The following is an 18,260-nucleotide window of genomic DNA, read 5'->3' on the forward strand; positions in this document are numbered from 1 at the left end:
TAAAAGACTTATATTTGGTTTAGAGATAAAAGACCCTGAATGCTTACAAAATTACGTTTACTTTTTTCAATTACCATAGTATTTCTTTCCTTTTACGGATCTGCGCAGAGTAGTTACTGGAAACAAGAAGTTCCTAGAAACGCTTTAAAAAAGTCTTTTTCGCAGCGATTTAGGGTTAAAAATGCTAAAACTTTTTCTTTAGACGCGCAAAGTTTTAGGGAGTCTTTATCCTCTTTTTCTAAGAACGAAAGTAAAATTGTTTTTTTTCCGGATGAAAACGGAAAACAGAATGCCTATTTAGTTAAAGAATCTTCTGTATTATCTCCCGAACTTGCTTTAAAATACCCCAATATAAAATCTTATGTTGGCTACGACATGAACAACCCAAAAGACAGAATACGTTTTAGTATTTCTCATAATGGAATACAAAGTATGGTTATTCATGGGGATAAAAAAGGAAATACTTATATCGAAAAAGCAGATAAAAACAAATACATAAGCTTTAGAAGAGATGAAAGCAATAAAACTGAAAAAGATTTTATTTGTAACACAACCTCTAAAATGGAAGCTAAAATTGGTCCCAGTGCCTTAAAACCAGTGGATGACCAAATTTTAAGAAAATTCCGTTTAGCTGTTTCTACCACTGGAGAATACACGGACTTCCATGGAGGAACCGTTGCAGATGCCTTAGCCGCAATTAATGCCACTGTGACAAGAATCAACGAAGTTTTTGAAACAGATCTTGCAATTACCCTTGAGTTAGTTACCAATACAGATTTGGTAATATATACAGATGCTGCAACAGACCCTTATGAATCTAACCTGAATACAGAAGTACAAAATACACTTTCTAACATCATTGGTGGTGAAAATTATGATATAGGGCATCTATTTCATGTAGATGCTGCAAATGGCAATGCTGGCTTTGTTGGCGCAGTTTGCTCAGATGCAAAAAAAGGAAGTGCTTTTTCGTCTCACCCAAACCCAGTAGGAGATTTATTCGATTTAGATTATGTTGCCCACGAAATGGGTCATCAATTTGGAGCCAACCACACATGGTCTCATGAATCCGAAGGAACACAAGTACAAGCAGAACCAGCAAGTGGAACCACAATAATGGGGTACGCTGGTATTGTTGGCGCTAATAATGTTGCTTCCAACGGAGAGGCTTATTATCATTATAATAGCATTGTACAAATAACACAATATCTTAGTTTTACTGGTTGCGCAGAAGAAATAGCTTTAACAAATACCCCTCCAGTAGTAGACTTAACAGGCAACTTTACTATTCCAAAATCTACTCCTTTTGTTCTTAAAGGGAATGCTACAGATATAGACGCTACAGATGTACTAACCTATACTTGGGAACAAATAGATGACGGCGTTGTAACCCAATCTACCTTTGGCCCTACTAATATTAGCGGCGCCAATTTTAGATCTCAAAAACCCACTATTAATCCTGAACGATATTTTCCGAAATTATCTAGCGTTATTTCTGGTAATTTAACGCAAACCATGCCTCCTATTAATTCTGCATGGGAAACACTTTCTGATGTTGAACGGGAATTAAATTTTGCCCTTACCGTAAGAGATAATGCTCCCGGAGGAGGACAAGTGGTATCTGACCTAGTTACTGTTTCCGTAGTAAATAACGCTGGCCCTTTTCTTGTCACCTCTCAAACAACTAATGAAATTTATAAAGCCGGAGACACCCACACTATTACTTGGGACGTTGCAAATACTAATATTGCCCCAGTACTCACATCTACCGTTTCTATTTTACTATCTCTTGATGGAGGACAAACATTCGATATTGTTTTAACAGAAGATGCTATGAATGACGGAGAACATAAAATAATTATCCCTAACGCTAATACAACAGAAGCAAGAATAATGGTAAAAGCAAATAACAATATTTATTTTGCTGTAAATAGTAGCGATTTTACCATTGAAGAATCTGAAGTTATTTTAAACTTTAGTGATTTAGAGTATGAAATTTGTGTGCCAAATGATTTAACTACTACTTTTAATTACGAAACCTATCTAGGATTTTCCGAAGAAAGCACTTTCAGTATTGTATCTCCTCCTGCAGGTCTAGATATAGCAATTACTCCAAATACCGCAACACTAACGAATACTGAAGTTACTTTAGACTTTACTAATACACTAAACTTAGCTCCAGGCACATATCCCATTCAAGTTCTTTCTACCTCTGCAACACAAACAAAAACAGTCACTTTAGACCTTCATATCTCAAATTCTAATTTTACAGATGTAGTACTCCAAACGCCTATTAATAATTTATTAGATGCCTCTACGAACACTGAAATTACATGGACAGACAATGTGCTTTACACCAGCTATGATATAGAAATAGCTACCGACGAATTGTTTGCAAATATCGTAGAAACAACCAACGTAACATCTAACTCCTACACTCCCGTATCTTTACAATATGAAACTACTTATTACTGGCGTGTAAAACCAAAAAATATTTGTGGTGAAGGAAATTTTAGTGCTCCTTTTTCTTTTACTACTATTAAATTTAGTTGCAATACCAAAAACGCTATTGGCCTTCCATTAGAAATAACTGCAGAAGGGACCCCAACTATAAACTCAAAAATATCTTTCTACGAAGATGTACCTTTATCAGACATTAAGGTTTCTTTAGAACTAGATCATAATTATTTAGCAGATTTAGTGGTAACCTTAATATCTCCTCAAGGAACTAAAATAATATTAGTGTCTAGTTCCTGCGGAGATTTAAAAAATATAAATGCAATTTTTGATGATAGCGCTAATGCCTTTAGCTGTGGTGGAAATCCTGCCATAACTGGAACCGTAAAACCTCTTGGAAATTTAAGCTCTCTTCAAGGAGAATCTATAAAAGGGGATTGGACACTTCAAATTAGTGATAATGCCAATGATGATGGCGGTTTTCTTAAAGCTTTCTCTATTGAAATATGTGTCGAAGGAGAGCTTAGACCCGATGAAGATAATGACGGTGTTTTTGATGATGGAGATGATTTGTGTCTTGGAACTCCTGCCGGATTAGAAGTAGACGAAACTGGATGTACCATTTACCTATTCCCTTCTACTAATTTTACAGTTACTTCTCAAAGCGAAGCTTGTAGAAATAATAATGATGGAAAAATCATTATAGATGCAACCCTACCATTAGATTATGAAATTACCATCAACGGTAATGGTATAAATTCTACGGAAAATTTTACTACCAACCACACTTTAAATGACTTAGGTTCTGGAACATACAATATTTGCATTAATGGTACAGACGGCAACATAACCTATGAAAACCATTGTTTTGAGGTAGTAATTACTGAACCAGAAGTACTAAATGTAAGCTCCAAACAGTCTCTAGATGGCAAACAAACTATTTTAAATTTATCTGGATCTACTTTATATAATATAGAATTAAATGGCGTAGTAACGCAAACCAATAAGTCCGAAGTAATTTTAGATTTAAAAGGAGGCGCAAACACGCTAAAAGTATATACCAACATCCCATGCCAAGGGGTACACAAAGAACAACTCTTTGCAATAGAGCAACCTATTATTTACCCCAATCCTTTTAATGGCTCTACGACCTTATTTCTTGGAAATTATACACAGGATATTGAAATTAAAATATTCACTAGTAGTGCACAATTAATTAGCTCTAAAAACTACAATATAAATAATACAGAATTAAATTTAGACTTTACAAGTTTACCAACAGGTATCTACTTTATATCTTATAAAGGTGAAGCTTTAAAAGGAACTGTTAAAGTAATTAAACAATGAGAATTTTAGGAATAATTATACTAACTTTTTTTGTTTTAAGTTGCAAAAAATCTGACCCACCTAAACCCCCTGGAAGCACGCAATTATCTTATCCAGACAAGAATTCTGAATGTACTACAGGAATAAGTATAAGCGATACTTCTAGCGAAGTAGAATTTAGATGGAGCACCGCGGAAAATACAGACACCTACACTTTAAGTGTTACCAACCAAAACACAGGGTTTACGCAAACCACAAACACTTCTGCCACAAAACTTAAAGTGCCAATTGATAAAGGAACTCCTTATACTTGGTTCGTCGTCACAAAAAATAACAAAGTCTCTGAAACTTCTACAAGCGACAAATGGGCTTTTTACAATTCGGGATTTGTTTCTGCTTTTGTTCCTTTTCCGGCAGAAATTCTTTTTCCAAAAATTGGAGACAATGCATTTATAGATTTAAACAATGAGGTTACTTTAGACTGGTCCGGAGCCGATTTAGATAATGATATTGATGGCTATGATTTATATTTTTCCACTTCTAAACCACCAACAACACTTTTAGTATCTACTACTCCCTCGGTTACAGAACAAAAAGTTACTGTAGAAGCTAACACCATATACTATTGGAAAGTAATAACAAAAGATAAAGAAGGTAATACTTCTGATTCCGGGGTATTTAGTTTTAAAGCCCTTTAATTATTTACCATTAAATTGATTCATGGTGTTTTTAACACCTGATAACACAAAAGAACTAACAAGATCTGCAGCTTTTATTAAACGCTCTTCAAGAGCTTTATTTTCCTCTGCGCTCCACTCTCCTAAGACATAGTCTACTTGCCTACCCTTGCCAAAGTTTGCACCTACACCAAATCTAAAACGATTATATGTTGCGGTTTGTAGTATTTCTTGAATACTTTTTAATCCATTATGACCACCATCACTCCCTTTAGTTTTTAATCTAAATGTACCGAATTCTAAATTTATATCATCTGTAATTACCAACACATTCTCTAATGGCACCTTCTCTTTATCCATCCAATACTTAACTGCCTTACCACTAAGATTCATATACGTAGAAGGCTTTAAACAAAGAAGACTTCTTCCTTTAATTTTAACCACTGCAATATCTCCCAACCTTTGAGTTTCAAAAGCAACCTCTTTACTTTGTGCTAAGGAATCTAAAACTTTAAAGCCAATGTTGTGTCTTGTCTCTGCATATTCGCTTCCTATATTTCCTAAACCAACTACTAAAAATTTTTTCATTATATCTGATTCTTCTAACAAACCGGTAGTACTACCAAATAACCATTTAAACATAGACAACATAAGCCTTTTGTGATGGTATAAAAATACAAAAGCATCTCATAAAAAATGAGATGCTTTTAAACTTATATAATTTTTGTTTATTCTGCTGCTGCTTCTGCTGGTGCATCTGCTGCTTCACCTTCTTCACCTTCTTCTTCCTCGTCTTCTTCAACTGTATTACGAGAAGTTTTAACCTGTACAACAACTGTATTGTCTGGATGTAACAAAGTAAATTTATCACTTTTCAATGATTCCACTTTTATATTTCCACCAATTTTAAGCTCTGATAAATCTACATCAAAGAAATCTATTAAATCTCCTGGCAATGCTTTTATAGAAAGTTTTCTGTTTCTAAATAATAAACGTCCACCATTTTTAACTCCAGGAGAGCTACCTAATAATCTCACTGGAATAGACATTGTAACCTCTTTGTCTGCAAATAATTGATAAAAATCTATGTGAATTATCTTATCTGTTACAGGGTGAAACTGAATATCCTGCATAATTGCATCTACTTTAGTTCCATTCTCTAACTCAATCACAACGGTGTGTGCGTTAGGCGTGTAAACCAAATCTCTAAATGACAATTCATTCGCTGAAAAATGTAATGGTTTTTCCCCTCCGTATACTACGCAAGGAACCTTTCCAGCATTACGTAAGGCTTTTGTTGCTTTTTTGCCTACGCTTTCTCTTTCTGATCCTTTAATTGTAATTGACTTCATTATATATATTAAAAATTAATAATTCTTTTTTTTAGTTTCAATGGTGTTACATTAAAAACTTAGAACTTATAGAAGTATTGTTTTGTACTCTGCTCATAACATCTGCAAACAAATTAGCACAACTTAATACTTTTACTTTTTTACTATCTTTTCTTGTTGGAATAGAATCGGTAATTATTAGTTCTGATAGTTGCGACTTTTCTATTTTATCATAAGCATCACCAGACAACAAACCATGCGTTGTAATAGCTCTTACGCTTAACGCCCCTCTTTCCATCATTAAATCTGCCGCTTTAGCTAATGTTCCGGCAGTATCTACCATATCATCCACCAAAACAACATTTTTACCTTGCACATCACCAATTAACTCCATATGTGAAATTACATTAGCTTTTGCACGTTGCTTATAACATATAACCACATCACTCTTTAAAGCTTTAGAATATGCGTAAGCCCTTTTAGAACCCCCCATATCTGGAGATGCAATAGTTAAGTTATCTAAGTTTAGATTTTTTAAGTATGGCAAAAACAAAGTGGATGCGAACAAATGATCTACGGGTTTCTCAAAGAATCCTTGAATTTGATCGGCATGTAAATCCATTGTTATAATACGTGTAGCCCCAGCTGTTTCCAACATTTTAGCTACTAACTTCGCCGCAATAGGAACTCTAGGTTTATCCTTACGATCCTGTCTTGCCCATCCAAAATAAGGCATAACCGCAGTAATATGTCTAGCTGATGCACGCTTAGCAGCATCTAACATTAACAACATTTCCATTAAATTTTCAGAACTTGGATTTGTAGATCCAATAATAAAAACTCTCGCGCCACGTACAGACTCTTCAAAAGAAGGCTGAAACTCACCATCACTATATCTTGAAAATTTAACTTTTCCTAACTCAGCCCCATATTTCTCAGCAATCTTTTGTGCTAATTCGGTGCTTTGTGTACAGGCAAAAATTTTAGGTTCTGGTACTTGGTAAGGCATAGCTAATGTGTTGTTCCCTAGTTTATTAAACTTTATTTTTATAAAGGAGGTGCAAATTTAGAGTTTTTTTTGAGGTACTAAAGCATATTAATGTCTTTTTTTAGACGTAAACAAAAAATATTTTTTAATTTTGCAGTCCTCTTAAAAGTTATGCTCGAGTGGCGGAACTGGTAGACGCGCTGGATTCAAAATCCAGTTCCTTTGGAGTGTGGGTTCGATTCCCACCTCGAGTACATCAAAAAACCCTGTTAATCATACGATTTTCAGGGTTTTGTTTTTAAACAACATTCCCTTATTTATTTTTCTTCTCTTCTATAAAAAACAAACTTCTTTATTTCCGTAATTTTTTATATATTGGAATTATTCCATAATTTTGGATATTTTCCAATTTAAGATGCGTAAAACAATATTACATTTTGATTTAGACACTTTTTTTGTCTCTTGTGAACGGTTACTCGATAGCCGACTAAACAACAAACCTGTCATTGTAGGCGGCACAGGTGATCGTGGTGTAGTCAGTGCTGCCAGCTATGAAACACGCGCATATGGAGTGCATTCTGGAATGCCTATGAAAATGGCAAGACAACTATGCCCAAATGCCATTTATATTAGGGGTAATGCAGGAACATACACCAAGTTTTCTAAACAGGTAACCCAAATTTTACAACAAGAAGTTCCTATTCTAGAAAAAGCTAGTGTAGATGAATTTTATGCCGATTTAACAGGAATGGATCGCTTTTTTGGTTGTTATAAATTTGCCTCCGAATTGCGAACCAAGATTATCAAAGAATCTGGGCTCCCTATCTCCTTTGGACTTTCTATAAACAAAACGGTTTCTAAAATAGCCACAACAGAAGCAAAACCAAATAACCAACTAAAAATAGATGCCGGATATGAGAAGACATTTTTAGCTCCACTATCTATAAAAAAAATACCTATGGTAGGCGAAAAAACCTATAGAGCATTTTGTAACATGGGCGTTAAAAGCGTACATACCGTACAGCAAATGCCTGTAGAAATGATGACTTCTGTATTTGGAAAAAACGGTCGTTCTATATGGCTACGCGCTAATGGCATAGACTATAGCCCTATTATTGAATATCATGAACGAAAATCTATATCTAACGAGCGTACCTATGGGCAAGACACTACAGACAATACAACTTTAAAAACAACTATTGTTGCAATGGCAGAAAATCTGGCCTACCAACTTCGCAGGGGTGGTAAGCTTACTTCTTGTGTTACTGTAAAAATTAGATATTCAGATTTCCAGACCTATTCTAAACAATTAAAGATTCCGTATACCTCAGCAGATCACCATTTAATTCCTGTAGTACTAGAACTCTTTAATAAACTATATAGCAGAAGAATGTTAATAAGACTTGTTGGTGTTCGCTATAGTAGCTTAACGGCAGGCACTTATCAAATTAATTTATTCGATGATGAAAAGAAAACCGTAAATCTATACAAGGCCATGGACGCCATCCGTACAAAATATGGCGATCGTAGTATTACACGAGCAGCAGCTCTTGGCTCTGGCTCACACACCATAGGAAACTTTACCAATCCTTTTAACGGAGAACCCCCAATAGTCTTAGCGCACAGACACCAATAACAATATCTAAAATGTTTTTAAACAACCATTCTTACTATAGTCTACGCTACGGCACTATTTCTGAAATAGAATTATTAGAAATAGCGCAACAAAATAAATGCACTCATTTTCCGCTTACAGATATTAATAACACTTCTGGTTGTTTAAACTTTATTAGAAAAGCTTCTAGTTTTAACATTACTCCCATCGTTGGTATAGATTTTAGGAATAATACCCAACAATGCTATATCTGTTTAGCCAAAAACAATACTGGATTTTTAGAGTTAAACCATTTTCTTTCCGAACATCTACACCAAAAAAAAGACTTCCCAGAAGTTGCTCCCAATTTTAAAAACAGTATTGTTATTTACCCTTTTGAAAAACTCTTACTTTTAGAGAAAACCACCTTCTCTAAACAAGAATATATTGGTATAAAACTAACCGATATTAATAAACTGAGCTTTTCTAAACTAAGCACATTCAAAAACAAACTTGTTGTATTACACTCCGTTACTTTTCGCAATAAACGTGATTTTAATATACACCGTCTTTTACGAGCCATAGATACTAATATGTTATTAAGCAAATTACCCGTAACGCAACAAGGGGATCTAAATGATAAGATTCACTCTTTTGCAGTTATAGAAAATGCTTTTAAAAACCATCCTTATATACTGGAAAATACCAAGAAGTTATTAACTCAATGTGGTATTACATTCGGTTTCTCTAAAGACAGAAAAAACCAAAACCTAAAAACCGTTTTTAATAGTAAAAAAGAAGATTATAAAAAATTAGTAGCGCTATGCAACTTAGGTTTACCTAATCGATATGAAAACATTACAGAGGCCATAAAACAACGCTTAAACAAAGAATTAACCTTAATTAAAAAACAAAATTTTGTTAGTTTTTTTCTTATCAATTGGAAAATAATTCAATACGCCAAATCTAAAGATTATTATCATGTTGGGCGTGGTAGTGGTGCCAATAGTATTGTTGCTTATTTATTAGAAATTACAGATGTAGACCCTATTGAGTTAGACTTGTATTTTGAGCGATTCATGAATTTATACCGGGCTAGTCCGCCCGATTTCGATATAGATTTTTCTACCTGGGACAGAGAAGATGTTACCCGTTATATTTTTGAAGCTTTTGGCGCAAACGGGCAAGCGGCTTTATTAGGTTCTTATGTTACTTTTAAACATAGCGGTGCTGTACGTGAACTAGGAAAAGTATTTGGCTTACCTAAACATGAGATAGATAAATTAAGTGACGGCAAATACAGCCCAGAAAAACTAGACGATTTATCTAAATTAGTACTGCGCTATGCTTCTTATTTAAATGGAAAACCTAACTATTTAAGTATACATGCTGCTGGTATTCTTATTTCGGAAAAACCAATGCATTATTTTTCTGCAACGCATTTACCTCCTAAAGGATTTCCTACAGTTCAGTTTGATATGCATATCGCGGAAGATGTTGGTCTTTATAAGTTTGATATTCTAGGGCAACGCGGCCTAGGAAAAATTAAAGACGCCATTGCCATCATTAAAGAGAATCATCCCAATGTTGTTTTGCCCAATATTCACAATGCAAAGCCTTTTTTTAAAGACCCTAATATTAATGCTATGATAGAAAGGGCTGAATGTATTGGTTGTTTTTATGTCGAATCGCCAGCTATGCGAATGCTATTAAAAAAAATAGGAGTAAAAGATTATTTAACTTTAGTAGCTGCTAGCTCTATTATACGTCCCGGAGTTGCCAAAAGTGGCATGATGCGCGAATATATTTTACGCCATAAAGACCCAGAAAGAAGAAAACAAGCACATCCAGTATTATGGAATATTATGCCAGATACGTATGGTATTATGGTATACCAAGAAGATGTTATTAAAGTAGCACACCACTATGCAGGGCTCGACCTAGGAGAAGCCGACGTTCTTCGCAGGGGAATGAGCGGTAAATATAGATCTCGCTCGGAATTTGAATCCGTTAAAAATAAATTCATAGAAAATTGCCGCAAAAAAGGAGAGCTAGATGCTGTAATATTTGAAGTGTGGCGACAAATAGAAAGTTTTGCTGGTTATGCGTTTGCCAAAGGACATTCCGCTTCTTACGCTGTAGAATCTTACCAAAGTCTATTTTTAAAATGCTATTATCCATTGGAATATATGGTAGCAACCATAAATAATGGTGGCGGATTTTATAATGTAGAAACCTATATTCATGAAGCTCGCCTTCATGGAGCAACAATACACGCTCCTTGTATTAATAACAGCTCTATACAAACCACCATAAAAGGCAATGACATCTATTTGGGTTTTCAGCATTTACAAGGCTTAGAGAAACATACCATGCTGAAAATAATTCATGCACGATCTCATAGAGCTTTCACCTCTTTAGAAGACTTCATGGAATGTATTCCTCTTAGTATAGAAAAACTAGATATTCTTATTCGCATAAATGCTTTTAGAGAATTTAAAAAAGACAAACGTACTTTATTGTGGGAAGCTCATTATAAATGTAACCATATTAGTAGTGCAGAGTTACAGCAGCAACTTTTTAAAGTACATATAAAAGATTTTAGCTTACCTCAATTTACCGTTACCGATCTAGAAAGTGCTTTTGATCAATTAGAGCTATTACATTACACCCTACATCCTCCTTTTATTTTACTTAAAAACAAGCCTACAAGCACCCTTATTTGTTCAGAATTGGCGCTGTATTTAAACCGAACTGTAATTATATACGGATACTTAGTAACTATTAAAAACACAGGAACATCTAACGGCAACAGAATGTATTTTGGTACTTTTTTAGATCAAGCTGGGCAATGGCTAGATACGGTCCATTTTCCGCCATCAGCAAAGAAATACCCTTTTAGAGGCAAAGGCATATATCGTATCACGGGTAAAGTAGTCTCTGAGTTTAACTTTCTAAGTATTGAAGTAATAAAGCAAGAGCGTATGCCATACATAGCGGACCCTAGATTTGATCTTACTTATAATAGAAAAGCTACTCCGCCAACGCTAAAAACAGGAATACAACAAGATACATCCTAATCCTTCCGTAAAAAAATTGTATTATTGTTTTACATGTTTACGCAAGCGCATAGAGAAATTAGTAGACTAAATCCCGAAGACAACTTTTTATTCGAGGAACGCTATAAAGATGACTTTGACTTTCCTATTCACTTTCATCCGGAATACGAAATAAATTTTATACATAATGCCAAAAATGCTCGTAGAATTATAGGAGATAGCACCGAAGAAATAGGCGATTTAGATTTAGTTTTAGTAGGACCTAATTTAGTACATGGATGGGAGCTTCATAATTGTAAAAGCAAAAAAATACATGAAATTACCATACATATACCACAAGATATAGTAACACAAAGAACCTTATCTAGTAAAATATTTAAGCAATTGAAAGATATGCTTCATCGTTCTAAACATGGTATTCTTTTTTCTAGAGAAACAGCACTTAAAATAAAACCTAGATTAAAAGCATTACCAAAAATAACTGGAGTGTCTTATTATTTAGAGTTCCTTTCTATTTTAGATCATTTAGCAAAATCTAGCAACCAAAGAATGCTTTCAAATCTAAGGGTAGAAACCACTGATTTTCAAAATAGTGACCAAATAAAAAAGGTTTATAATTACATTCAAAAAAATTTTCATCGAAAAATAACTTTGGATGAAATCTCAGAAATAGTAAACATGAGCCCTACTTCATTTAATAGGTTTATAAAACATAGAACGGGTCAGACCTTTGTATCCTATGTTAATCATACGCGAATTAGTTACGCCTCTCGTTTACTGTTGGAAACCGATTTAAATATTGGTGAAATTTGCTATAAAAGTGGATTTAGCAACAATGCTAATTTTAATAAATTGTTTAAAAAAAATAAGGGTTGTACCCCTAAAGAATTTAAAAAGCAGTTTATTAAAACCAAAAGAGTACTTTAAAAATCTACACTATTAGCTGCTGTAACTTCTCTAAACCACAGAGCAGATTTCTTGGGTATTCTTTTTAGTGTTTTAAAGTCTACATAATGCAAACCAAAGCGTTTTTCATAACCAGAAGCCCATTCAAAATTATCCATAAAAGACCATGCGAAATAACCTTTTAATTGCACCCCTTCGCTAATAGCTTCTTCACAAGCTTCTAAGTATCCTTTATAAAAGTTTACTCTATTAGTATCCTCTACTTTGCCGTCTACCAACTCATCTGAATAAGCACATCCATTCTCTGTTATATAAATATTTGGCTTATCATATCGCTCATCAATCCACTTCAAAAGTTTTTTACACCCCCAAGGCACAACGGCCCAATCCATAAGAGTTACATCCCAATTTTCATCTAAGGAAAGATCTACTTCTTGATCTTCAGAAATACCCCCATTCCCATGCACACTTATTTCTTTTTTCTCTCCACTTGCCTGTGCAGCATACATGGTAGTATAATGATTTAATCCAAAAAAATCTGATGTCCCTTTTATAATTTTCTTTTCTTCAGGTGTAAAAACGGGCAACCTTTCTCCCAGACGTTCTTTCATTACTTCCGGATAATCTCCTTTATAAATTGGATCGGCGAACCAGGCCAAAAAGAACTCCAACGCTCTTTCAGCAGCTTGTTGGTCTTCTTGGCTGTTAGTTAATGGTTCGCGCCAATCACAATTATTAGTTATTCCAATTTGCCCTCTTTGATAGCTATAAGATTCCCTATAGACATGTACTGCTTTAGCATGCGCCAAAATTAAATTATGTGCTGCCATATATGGCTCCGAATTCGATTTTCTTCCAGGAGCAAAAACACCTTGACCATACCCCAATATAGAAGCCACCCAAGGTTCATTTAAAGTTATCCAGTTCTTTACGCGATCCCCAAACCTACTAAAGCATAAATCCGCATAATCGGCAAAACTATCTATAATAGATTTTCCTAGCCAACCATCCTCTTCTAATTGCAAAGCAAGTGGTAAATCCCAATGATATAAAGTTACCCAAGGAACAATATCTGCATTTAACAACTCATCAATTAAATCAGAATAAAACTGTATCCCTTCTTCATTGACTTTTCCTTTTCCTTCTGGTAAAATACGAGCCCAAGCAATTGAAAATCTATATGCTTTTACTCCCATCTCTTTCATCAATTGAATATCTTCTTTATATCTATGGTAATGATCACAAGCAATTTCTCCTGTTTCCGCATTATGTACTCTCCCGGGTATATTACAAAAAGCATCCCAGATGGAAGGCCCTTTACCATATTCTTTCGCCGCTCCTTCTATTTGATAAGATGACGTTGCCGTACCCCATAAAAAGTCTTTTGGAAATTTCTTCATATTCTTTCTTCTAATTCTATTTTATCCTTTTTAAGCCAACACATTTAAGATTCATTTGTTCTTCTAGTGTTCAACTCTAACGTAATTTCATCTAACTTTTTTTGAGTTAATGGATAAAAAGTCATTAATACTGCCGCAATAGCAGCTATAATAGACGGCACCCAACTCATTAACATTACAATACCAGGAATAGCCCCTTTTATCGCCGCAGTATCTTGTCCGTTATAATGAAAACTTGCTAGTACTAAACCTATAATTGCTCCGGCAATACCACCGCCAAATTTGGTAGCAAAAGAACCCGCAGAATAAATTAATCCCGTGGCTCGTCGGCCATTTTTAAACTCGGAGTAATCTGCCGCGTCTCCTAACATTACAAAAAACAAAGTAGGGAATATAGCCGAGGCAAATTCCGATAATATACCTATTATAAAAATGCCACTAATATCCTCTGGGCTACAAAAAACAAGTAACGCATTTACAATTCCAGAAAACAATAATGCGTAAATAAACAAATTACGCTTTCCTAATTTTTTTCCTAATGGCGCAGTAATCATTGCTCCTGCAATAGACGCCAACATTAAACCAACCATAAAGCTAGCCGCCAATAATTGATTATTTAAGTAGTGTGTAAAATAGATAACAACAATCCCTTGTTTAATGGAGTTATACACATTAAACAACAAACCAATTACTAACAATATAACCCAGGGTTTATTTGCTACTAAATCTTTAAGATCCTGTTTTAAATTACTTTTTTGCGTTTTTGGCGGTAATATTCTCTCCTTTGTAGAGTAAAACGTGATAAACATAAAGAGTACTAAAAAAGCAGACATTAAATACATAGAATTACTATATCCTTTTTGCTGATTTATAAGGGATAATTTATCTTCCGTAATCTCTTTTTCTCCTGAAACTATAAAAGCGTATTCCTTTTCCGCTTCCATGGAAAAACTCTTCCCAATAGTAGGGCTATTATCATCGGAATCCGAAGCTAAGGTTTCCCAAACAAAAGTGGCAATACCGTCTTTAGTTTTTATGTTAGCATTTTCAACATCTTTGGATGCCGTTACCTCAACTCTATATTTTTTATTTTCTAATTGATTAATATTAATTTTTGGCTCTATATTCCCAAAATAGGCTACCAAAAAAAGTAATGCTCCTTGCACCAGCATTCCCCCTCCAAAGGCGCCAACCATTCGGTAAGAACCAATACTTGTTCTCTCTTTGTCGTTTCCTGTCATTACCCCCATAAGAGCTCCATAGGGTATATTATTTGCGGTATAAATTAATGTAAAAAGGATATAGGTAATATAGGCATACACTACTTTGCCCGTACTACTAAGCTCTGGCCCTGTAAATAACAAAGAGAGTATTACGCCTAATGGAATAGCCGTCCATAAAACCCAAGGTCTAAACTTTCCGTATTTAGAGGTAGTTCTGTCCCCTATTATACCCATAGCAATATCGCTAACACCATCGCTAAACCTAGCAACCAACATAAGCATTCCTACGGTTGCAGGGTGTAATCCAAAAACATCGGTATAGAAAATAAATAAAAAAGCAGCAACACCTCGCCAAGCAATATTAGCAGCTCCATCTCCAAAAGCATATCCAATTTTTTCTTTGATGGATACTTTATTAGAATCTAACATAGTACATACGGGTTTTAACAAACCCAAAATTAGGCTTCAAAACAGAAGTATTTTGATACTATTTTGCCTTTTTTACAAAGTATTAACCAATATATTATAGAAAATTAAAAACAAGATATCCCAAACATTAAAATGAAGTATGCTAATAAAAAAGGAATTGCATACTTCCTTTCTTATTTATTTACACTAATACTTACTGCTTCGCAGCTCTTTAAATCGGAATTTAAAATAATATCTTCTGTTGTAGTAGTACCATCCGTAATTTTTAAAGAAACGGTATTAGGAGGAGCACTCCCTAAATTATGAGCATATAAAAACAAGTCGTTCTTTTTACTAGGATCTATTTTAATTTTAATTTCCTTCTTCCAGTACGTTAAATAGTATTTAGTTAATACAGGTTCTCCATTTAAATAAATAGAAACTATATCACCGTCTTGTCTACCATGATCCCAGATATATACACTAATCTCTGTGCCATCAAAAGCTAATTCTTTTACATAACTTATATTTCTACCCACAAATTCTTCTCTAAGTTTAGGAGGTTGTGGTACTGCCTTTTTGGTTTCTTCAACAGGTACGGGTTCGGGTTTAACTTTATTACTTGCTGTTGCTTGTTTTCTTGCTTTCCTCTTTTCTTTTTTTAATCTTCTTTTCTCTCTCTTCGTTAATGTTTCCTTGACTGGCACCGATTGTGCTATAGCAGTTTGTGTTGCTACAGATGGCGGTGTTTTAGCTTCCTTTTCTATAGAAAAAAATGGCGTTACAAATTTGGCTATACTATACTTATCGTCCGGAAATAACTCTATTCCCATTACCTGATAATGATTGCCCGCACCTATGTTTTTTGCTAATTTTATGTCCGTCGCTATACCAGTATTAGGAAAAATACCTAACTCCTGCGCTACCATTTCATCACGAACTAAGAAAAAGCGTATGTTTTTCTCTTCTCCAATATTATCTGTAGACCACTCTAAAGTAATCGTCTTAGGAAGTTGCCAAACTGTATGTACAGCAGGGCTGATAATATTTAATACTGATTTTTCCTGGCCATATAGAGTAGTACAAAACACGGAAACGGTAACCAACAAAAAGAAACAATAGAGGGAATATAATTTATTTGTCATGAATACTAAAAACTAAATCTTTTTTTTATAAAGATAATAATGTTAAAGTGTGATAACGATTTTTATAGCTAAATGTTTGATATAGCATAAATTATTTACCCTCTCCCATCCATTATGATAGGTTTTTAGATGCATTTTAGTTTTATAATTATTCCCATTTACGGCTTATTTTAAACTTTATGAATAGTATATCCTAAACAATTAAAGACACTACGTCTTACCCATTTAGAATGCAAGAAAAACAAAAAACACCCCCAGAAGATGTCGCCAAAAGGGGGTGCCTACCTGATACTATACTTAATATACCGTTAGTACTCAAAATAATAGAATATGTAACAATTTTTGGCTTTCCCGCTTAAAAGCTATTTCGAAAATAGAAAAAGCTTACTTTCATAGTTACAACATTAAAAAGTAGTACATTGAGAATACTAGAATAGTTAACTACAACGTTCCCAATAATAAAGAGGTATAAAATTATACTGATGGAATTTTTCTAATCACTAAAAAAACTAGCTTTGACATAATTAAACAGCACTACTTTTTTAAGGCAAAAAATCTCCCGTATACATTTTATGATAATTAAAATAATGTTATAAGTGATTATTTTTATTTACTTCCTCAGTTTTCTTCAAGGATTAATTTTTGCCCTGATTCTTTTGTTTTCTAAATCGTACAAAAGTTCTATAAATAAGTATTTAGCATATACCATATTAATTATTAGCTTTTTAGGTCTAATGAATGGTATAGACACTCAAATTGGGGATTCTTATTATTTTCTCTTTGAATTAGTAGATCAAATACCCTTAGAGACGCTTTTTCCTGCAACATTTTTAAATTTCATTTCTTTAAAAACAAATTCAAAATTATGTAAAGAAAAACACGCATATCTGTATATACCATTTTATTTGTTTACCATTACAAATATCCTCCTCATAACACTGGATGCTATATTTTATAAAAATAACTCTGAACTACCTTTTCTTATTTATGTTTTATTAGAAATTCCATTTTATTTTAGTTTACTATATTCCTTTACGACATGCGTTTTAAATTTTGTTCTAATTAATAGTGCTAACCATTTAAGAACAGAAAATAAAAAATGGTTAAAGTATTTAGCAACTATATATTTTGCTCCAATTTTAATATGGCTATTTTCTGAAATCTATGAAATGTTTAACGATACCGAACCCATTTATCTAGAATATTGTCTTTGGGTTGGGGTAACAACATTCTTTTATTGGATTAGTTACAAAGGACTAATTCGATTTAGATTATTGGAAGACCGGCATGAGATAACTCAAGTTATACACTCTATCTTATCCAAAGAAAAAAGAGAAATTAATAAAGATATTTCTAATTCTCATTTTCAAAAACTTGAAGCATTAATGCAAAAGGAACATGCCTATTTAGATTCTAATTTAAGCCGAGAAAATATAGCGAACCAAATAGGAATAAGCCCAGGGTACTTGTCTAAAATTGTCAGTAGTATTACTAATGATAATTTTTCGGAATACATAAATGCCTATAGAGTAAATGCCGTAAAAAATATGATTAAAAACCCTGATTTTAATCAGTATAGTCTATTAGCCATTGGTTACGAGTCTGGTTTCTCTTCTAAAACTGGATTTTATAATGCTTTTAAAAAACATACTGGCGTTACTCCAAATACATATAAGACAACCTGCAATAGGTCTTAATATCTCCACAATTCACATTTAAGGACTTTCATTTTTTTCACTACCAATA

General features: G+C 33.8%; 12 protein-coding genes and 1 tRNA gene. 7 read left to right on the top strand and 6 right to left on the bottom strand.

Going from position 1 to position 18,260, the window contains the following annotated elements; translation table 11 throughout:
- Window positions 1-39 precede the first annotated feature (39 nt).
- Both Q0856_RS03790 and Q0856_RS03795 read left to right on the top strand, forming a co-directional pair.
- The gene (locus tag Q0856_RS03790) at window positions 40-3,804 is read left to right on the top strand and encodes a reprolysin-like metallopeptidase (RefSeq protein WP_298502778.1); all 3,765 of its coding nucleotides are present in this window, start codon (window positions 40-42) and stop codon (window positions 3,802-3,804) included.
- Window positions 3,801-4,481 (top strand): hypothetical protein, encoded by a 681-nt coding sequence (locus Q0856_RS03795; protein ID WP_298474425.1) that lies wholly within the window; start codon window positions 3,801-3,803, stop codon window positions 4,479-4,481. Before Q0856_RS03790 ends, Q0856_RS03795 begins: the two co-directional genes overlap by 4 nt.
- On the opposite strand, the gene pth is transcribed toward Q0856_RS03795, so the two are convergent.
- From pth to Q0856_RS03810, 3 genes are all read right to left on the bottom strand, one after another.
- Entirely contained in the window at window positions 4,482-5,111 is a 630-nt protein-coding gene (gene pth / locus Q0856_RS03800) for an aminoacyl-tRNA hydrolase (RefSeq protein WP_298474427.1), read from the bottom strand. It abuts the gene before it with no gap.
- A gap of 77 nt (window positions 5,112-5,188) precedes the next feature.
- Window positions 5,189-5,812 (bottom strand): 50S ribosomal protein L25/general stress protein Ctc, encoded by a 624-nt coding sequence (locus Q0856_RS03805; RefSeq protein ID WP_298474429.1) that lies wholly within the window; start codon window positions 5,810-5,812, stop codon window positions 5,189-5,191.
- A 46-nt stretch (window positions 5,813-5,858) separates the two neighbouring features.
- The gene (locus tag Q0856_RS03810) at window positions 5,859-6,800 is read right to left on the bottom strand and encodes a ribose-phosphate pyrophosphokinase (RefSeq protein ID WP_298474431.1); all 942 of its coding nucleotides are present in this window, start codon (window positions 6,798-6,800) and stop codon (window positions 5,859-5,861) included.
- A 152-nt stretch (window positions 6,801-6,952) separates the two neighbouring features.
- Between Q0856_RS03810 and Q0856_RS03815 the strand changes: the two genes are divergently transcribed.
- The 4 genes from Q0856_RS03815 (at window position 6,953) to Q0856_RS03830 (ending at window position 12,359) form a co-directional block, all read left to right on the top strand.
- Window positions 6,953-7,033: transfer RNA gene (locus Q0856_RS03815), tRNA-Leu, on the top strand.
- Between the two features lie 161 nt (window positions 7,034-7,194).
- Complete coding sequence (gene dinB, locus Q0856_RS03820; protein WP_298502781.1) at window positions 7,195-8,415, top strand: DNA polymerase IV; 1,221 nt, start codon at window positions 7,195-7,197, stop codon at window positions 8,413-8,415.
- 11 nt (window positions 8,416-8,426) lie between these two features.
- Window positions 8,427-11,453: a DNA polymerase III subunit alpha gene (gene dnaE / locus Q0856_RS03825; protein ID WP_298502784.1), complete on the top strand. Its 3,027-nt coding sequence runs from the start codon at window positions 8,427-8,429 to the stop codon at window positions 11,451-11,453.
- A 33-nt stretch (window positions 11,454-11,486) separates the two neighbouring features.
- A complete protein-coding gene (locus tag Q0856_RS03830; RefSeq protein ID WP_298502788.1) occupies window positions 11,487-12,359 on the top strand; it encodes an AraC family transcriptional regulator in 873 nt (290 codons plus the stop codon).
- Here Q0856_RS03830 and Q0856_RS03835 read toward each other — a convergent pair.
- The 3 genes from Q0856_RS03835 to Q0856_RS03845 form a co-directional block, all read right to left on the bottom strand.
- Window positions 12,356-13,738, bottom strand: coding sequence for a GH1 family beta-glucosidase (locus Q0856_RS03835; RefSeq protein WP_298502790.1), 1,383 nt, complete (start codon window positions 13,736-13,738; stop codon window positions 12,356-12,358). The genes Q0856_RS03830 and Q0856_RS03835 overlap by 4 nt on opposite strands.
- A gap of 44 nt (window positions 13,739-13,782) precedes the next feature.
- Window positions 13,783-15,390 (bottom strand): MFS transporter, encoded by a 1,608-nt coding sequence (locus tag Q0856_RS03840; protein WP_298502793.1) that lies wholly within the window; start codon window positions 15,388-15,390, stop codon window positions 13,783-13,785.
- 173 nt (window positions 15,391-15,563) lie between these two features.
- Window positions 15,564-16,514, bottom strand: a complete 951-nt coding sequence (locus Q0856_RS03845; protein ID WP_298474441.1) for a hypothetical protein — start codon at window positions 16,512-16,514, stop codon at window positions 15,564-15,566.
- A 596-nt stretch (window positions 16,515-17,110) separates the two neighbouring features.
- Between Q0856_RS03845 and Q0856_RS03850 the strand changes: the two genes are divergently transcribed.
- On the top strand, window positions 17,111-18,211 hold the full coding sequence (locus Q0856_RS03850) for a helix-turn-helix transcriptional regulator (protein WP_298474443.1): 1,101 nt from the start codon (window positions 17,111-17,113) through the stop codon (window positions 18,209-18,211).
- Window positions 18,212-18,260 lie beyond the last annotated feature (49 nt).

Source organism: uncultured Maribacter sp. (assembly GCF_947496775.1).
Taxonomy (GTDB): domain Bacteria; phylum Bacteroidota; class Bacteroidia; order Flavobacteriales; family Flavobacteriaceae; genus Maribacter_B.

Excerpts from the sequence above, each read along its gene's own strand:
- Q0856_RS03790 (WP_298502778.1), top strand. The coding sequence starts at position 40 with ATGCTTACAAAATTACGTTTACTTTTTTCAATTACCATAGTATTTCTT.
- Q0856_RS03840 (WP_298502793.1), bottom strand. The coding sequence starts at position 15,390 with ATGTTAGATTCTAATAAAGTATCCATCAAAGAAAAAATTGGATATGCT.
- dnaE (WP_298502784.1), top strand. The coding sequence starts at position 8,427 with ATGTTTTTAAACAACCATTCTTACTATAGTCTACGCTACGGCACTATT.
- Q0856_RS03810 (WP_298474431.1), bottom strand. The coding sequence starts at position 6,800 with ATGCCTTACCAAGTACCAGAACCTAAAATTTTTGCCTGTACACAAAGC.
- Q0856_RS03835 (WP_298502790.1), bottom strand. The coding sequence starts at position 13,738 with ATGAAGAAATTTCCAAAAGACTTTTTATGGGGTACGGCAACGTCATCT.
- Q0856_RS03805 (WP_298474429.1), bottom strand. The coding sequence starts at position 5,812 with ATGAAGTCAATTACAATTAAAGGATCAGAAAGAGAAAGCGTAGGCAAA.
- dinB (WP_298502781.1), top strand. The coding sequence starts at position 7,195 with ATGCGTAAAACAATATTACATTTTGATTTAGACACTTTTTTTGTCTCT.
- Q0856_RS03795 (WP_298474425.1), top strand. The coding sequence starts at position 3,801 with ATGAGAATTTTAGGAATAATTATACTAACTTTTTTTGTTTTAAGTTGC.
- Q0856_RS03830 (WP_298502788.1), top strand. The coding sequence starts at position 11,487 with ATGTTTACGCAAGCGCATAGAGAAATTAGTAGACTAAATCCCGAAGAC.
- pth (WP_298474427.1), bottom strand. The coding sequence starts at position 5,111 with ATGTTGTCTATGTTTAAATGGTTATTTGGTAGTACTACCGGTTTGTTA.
- Q0856_RS03845 (WP_298474441.1), bottom strand. The coding sequence starts at position 16,514 with ATGACAAATAAATTATATTCCCTCTATTGTTTCTTTTTGTTGGTTACC.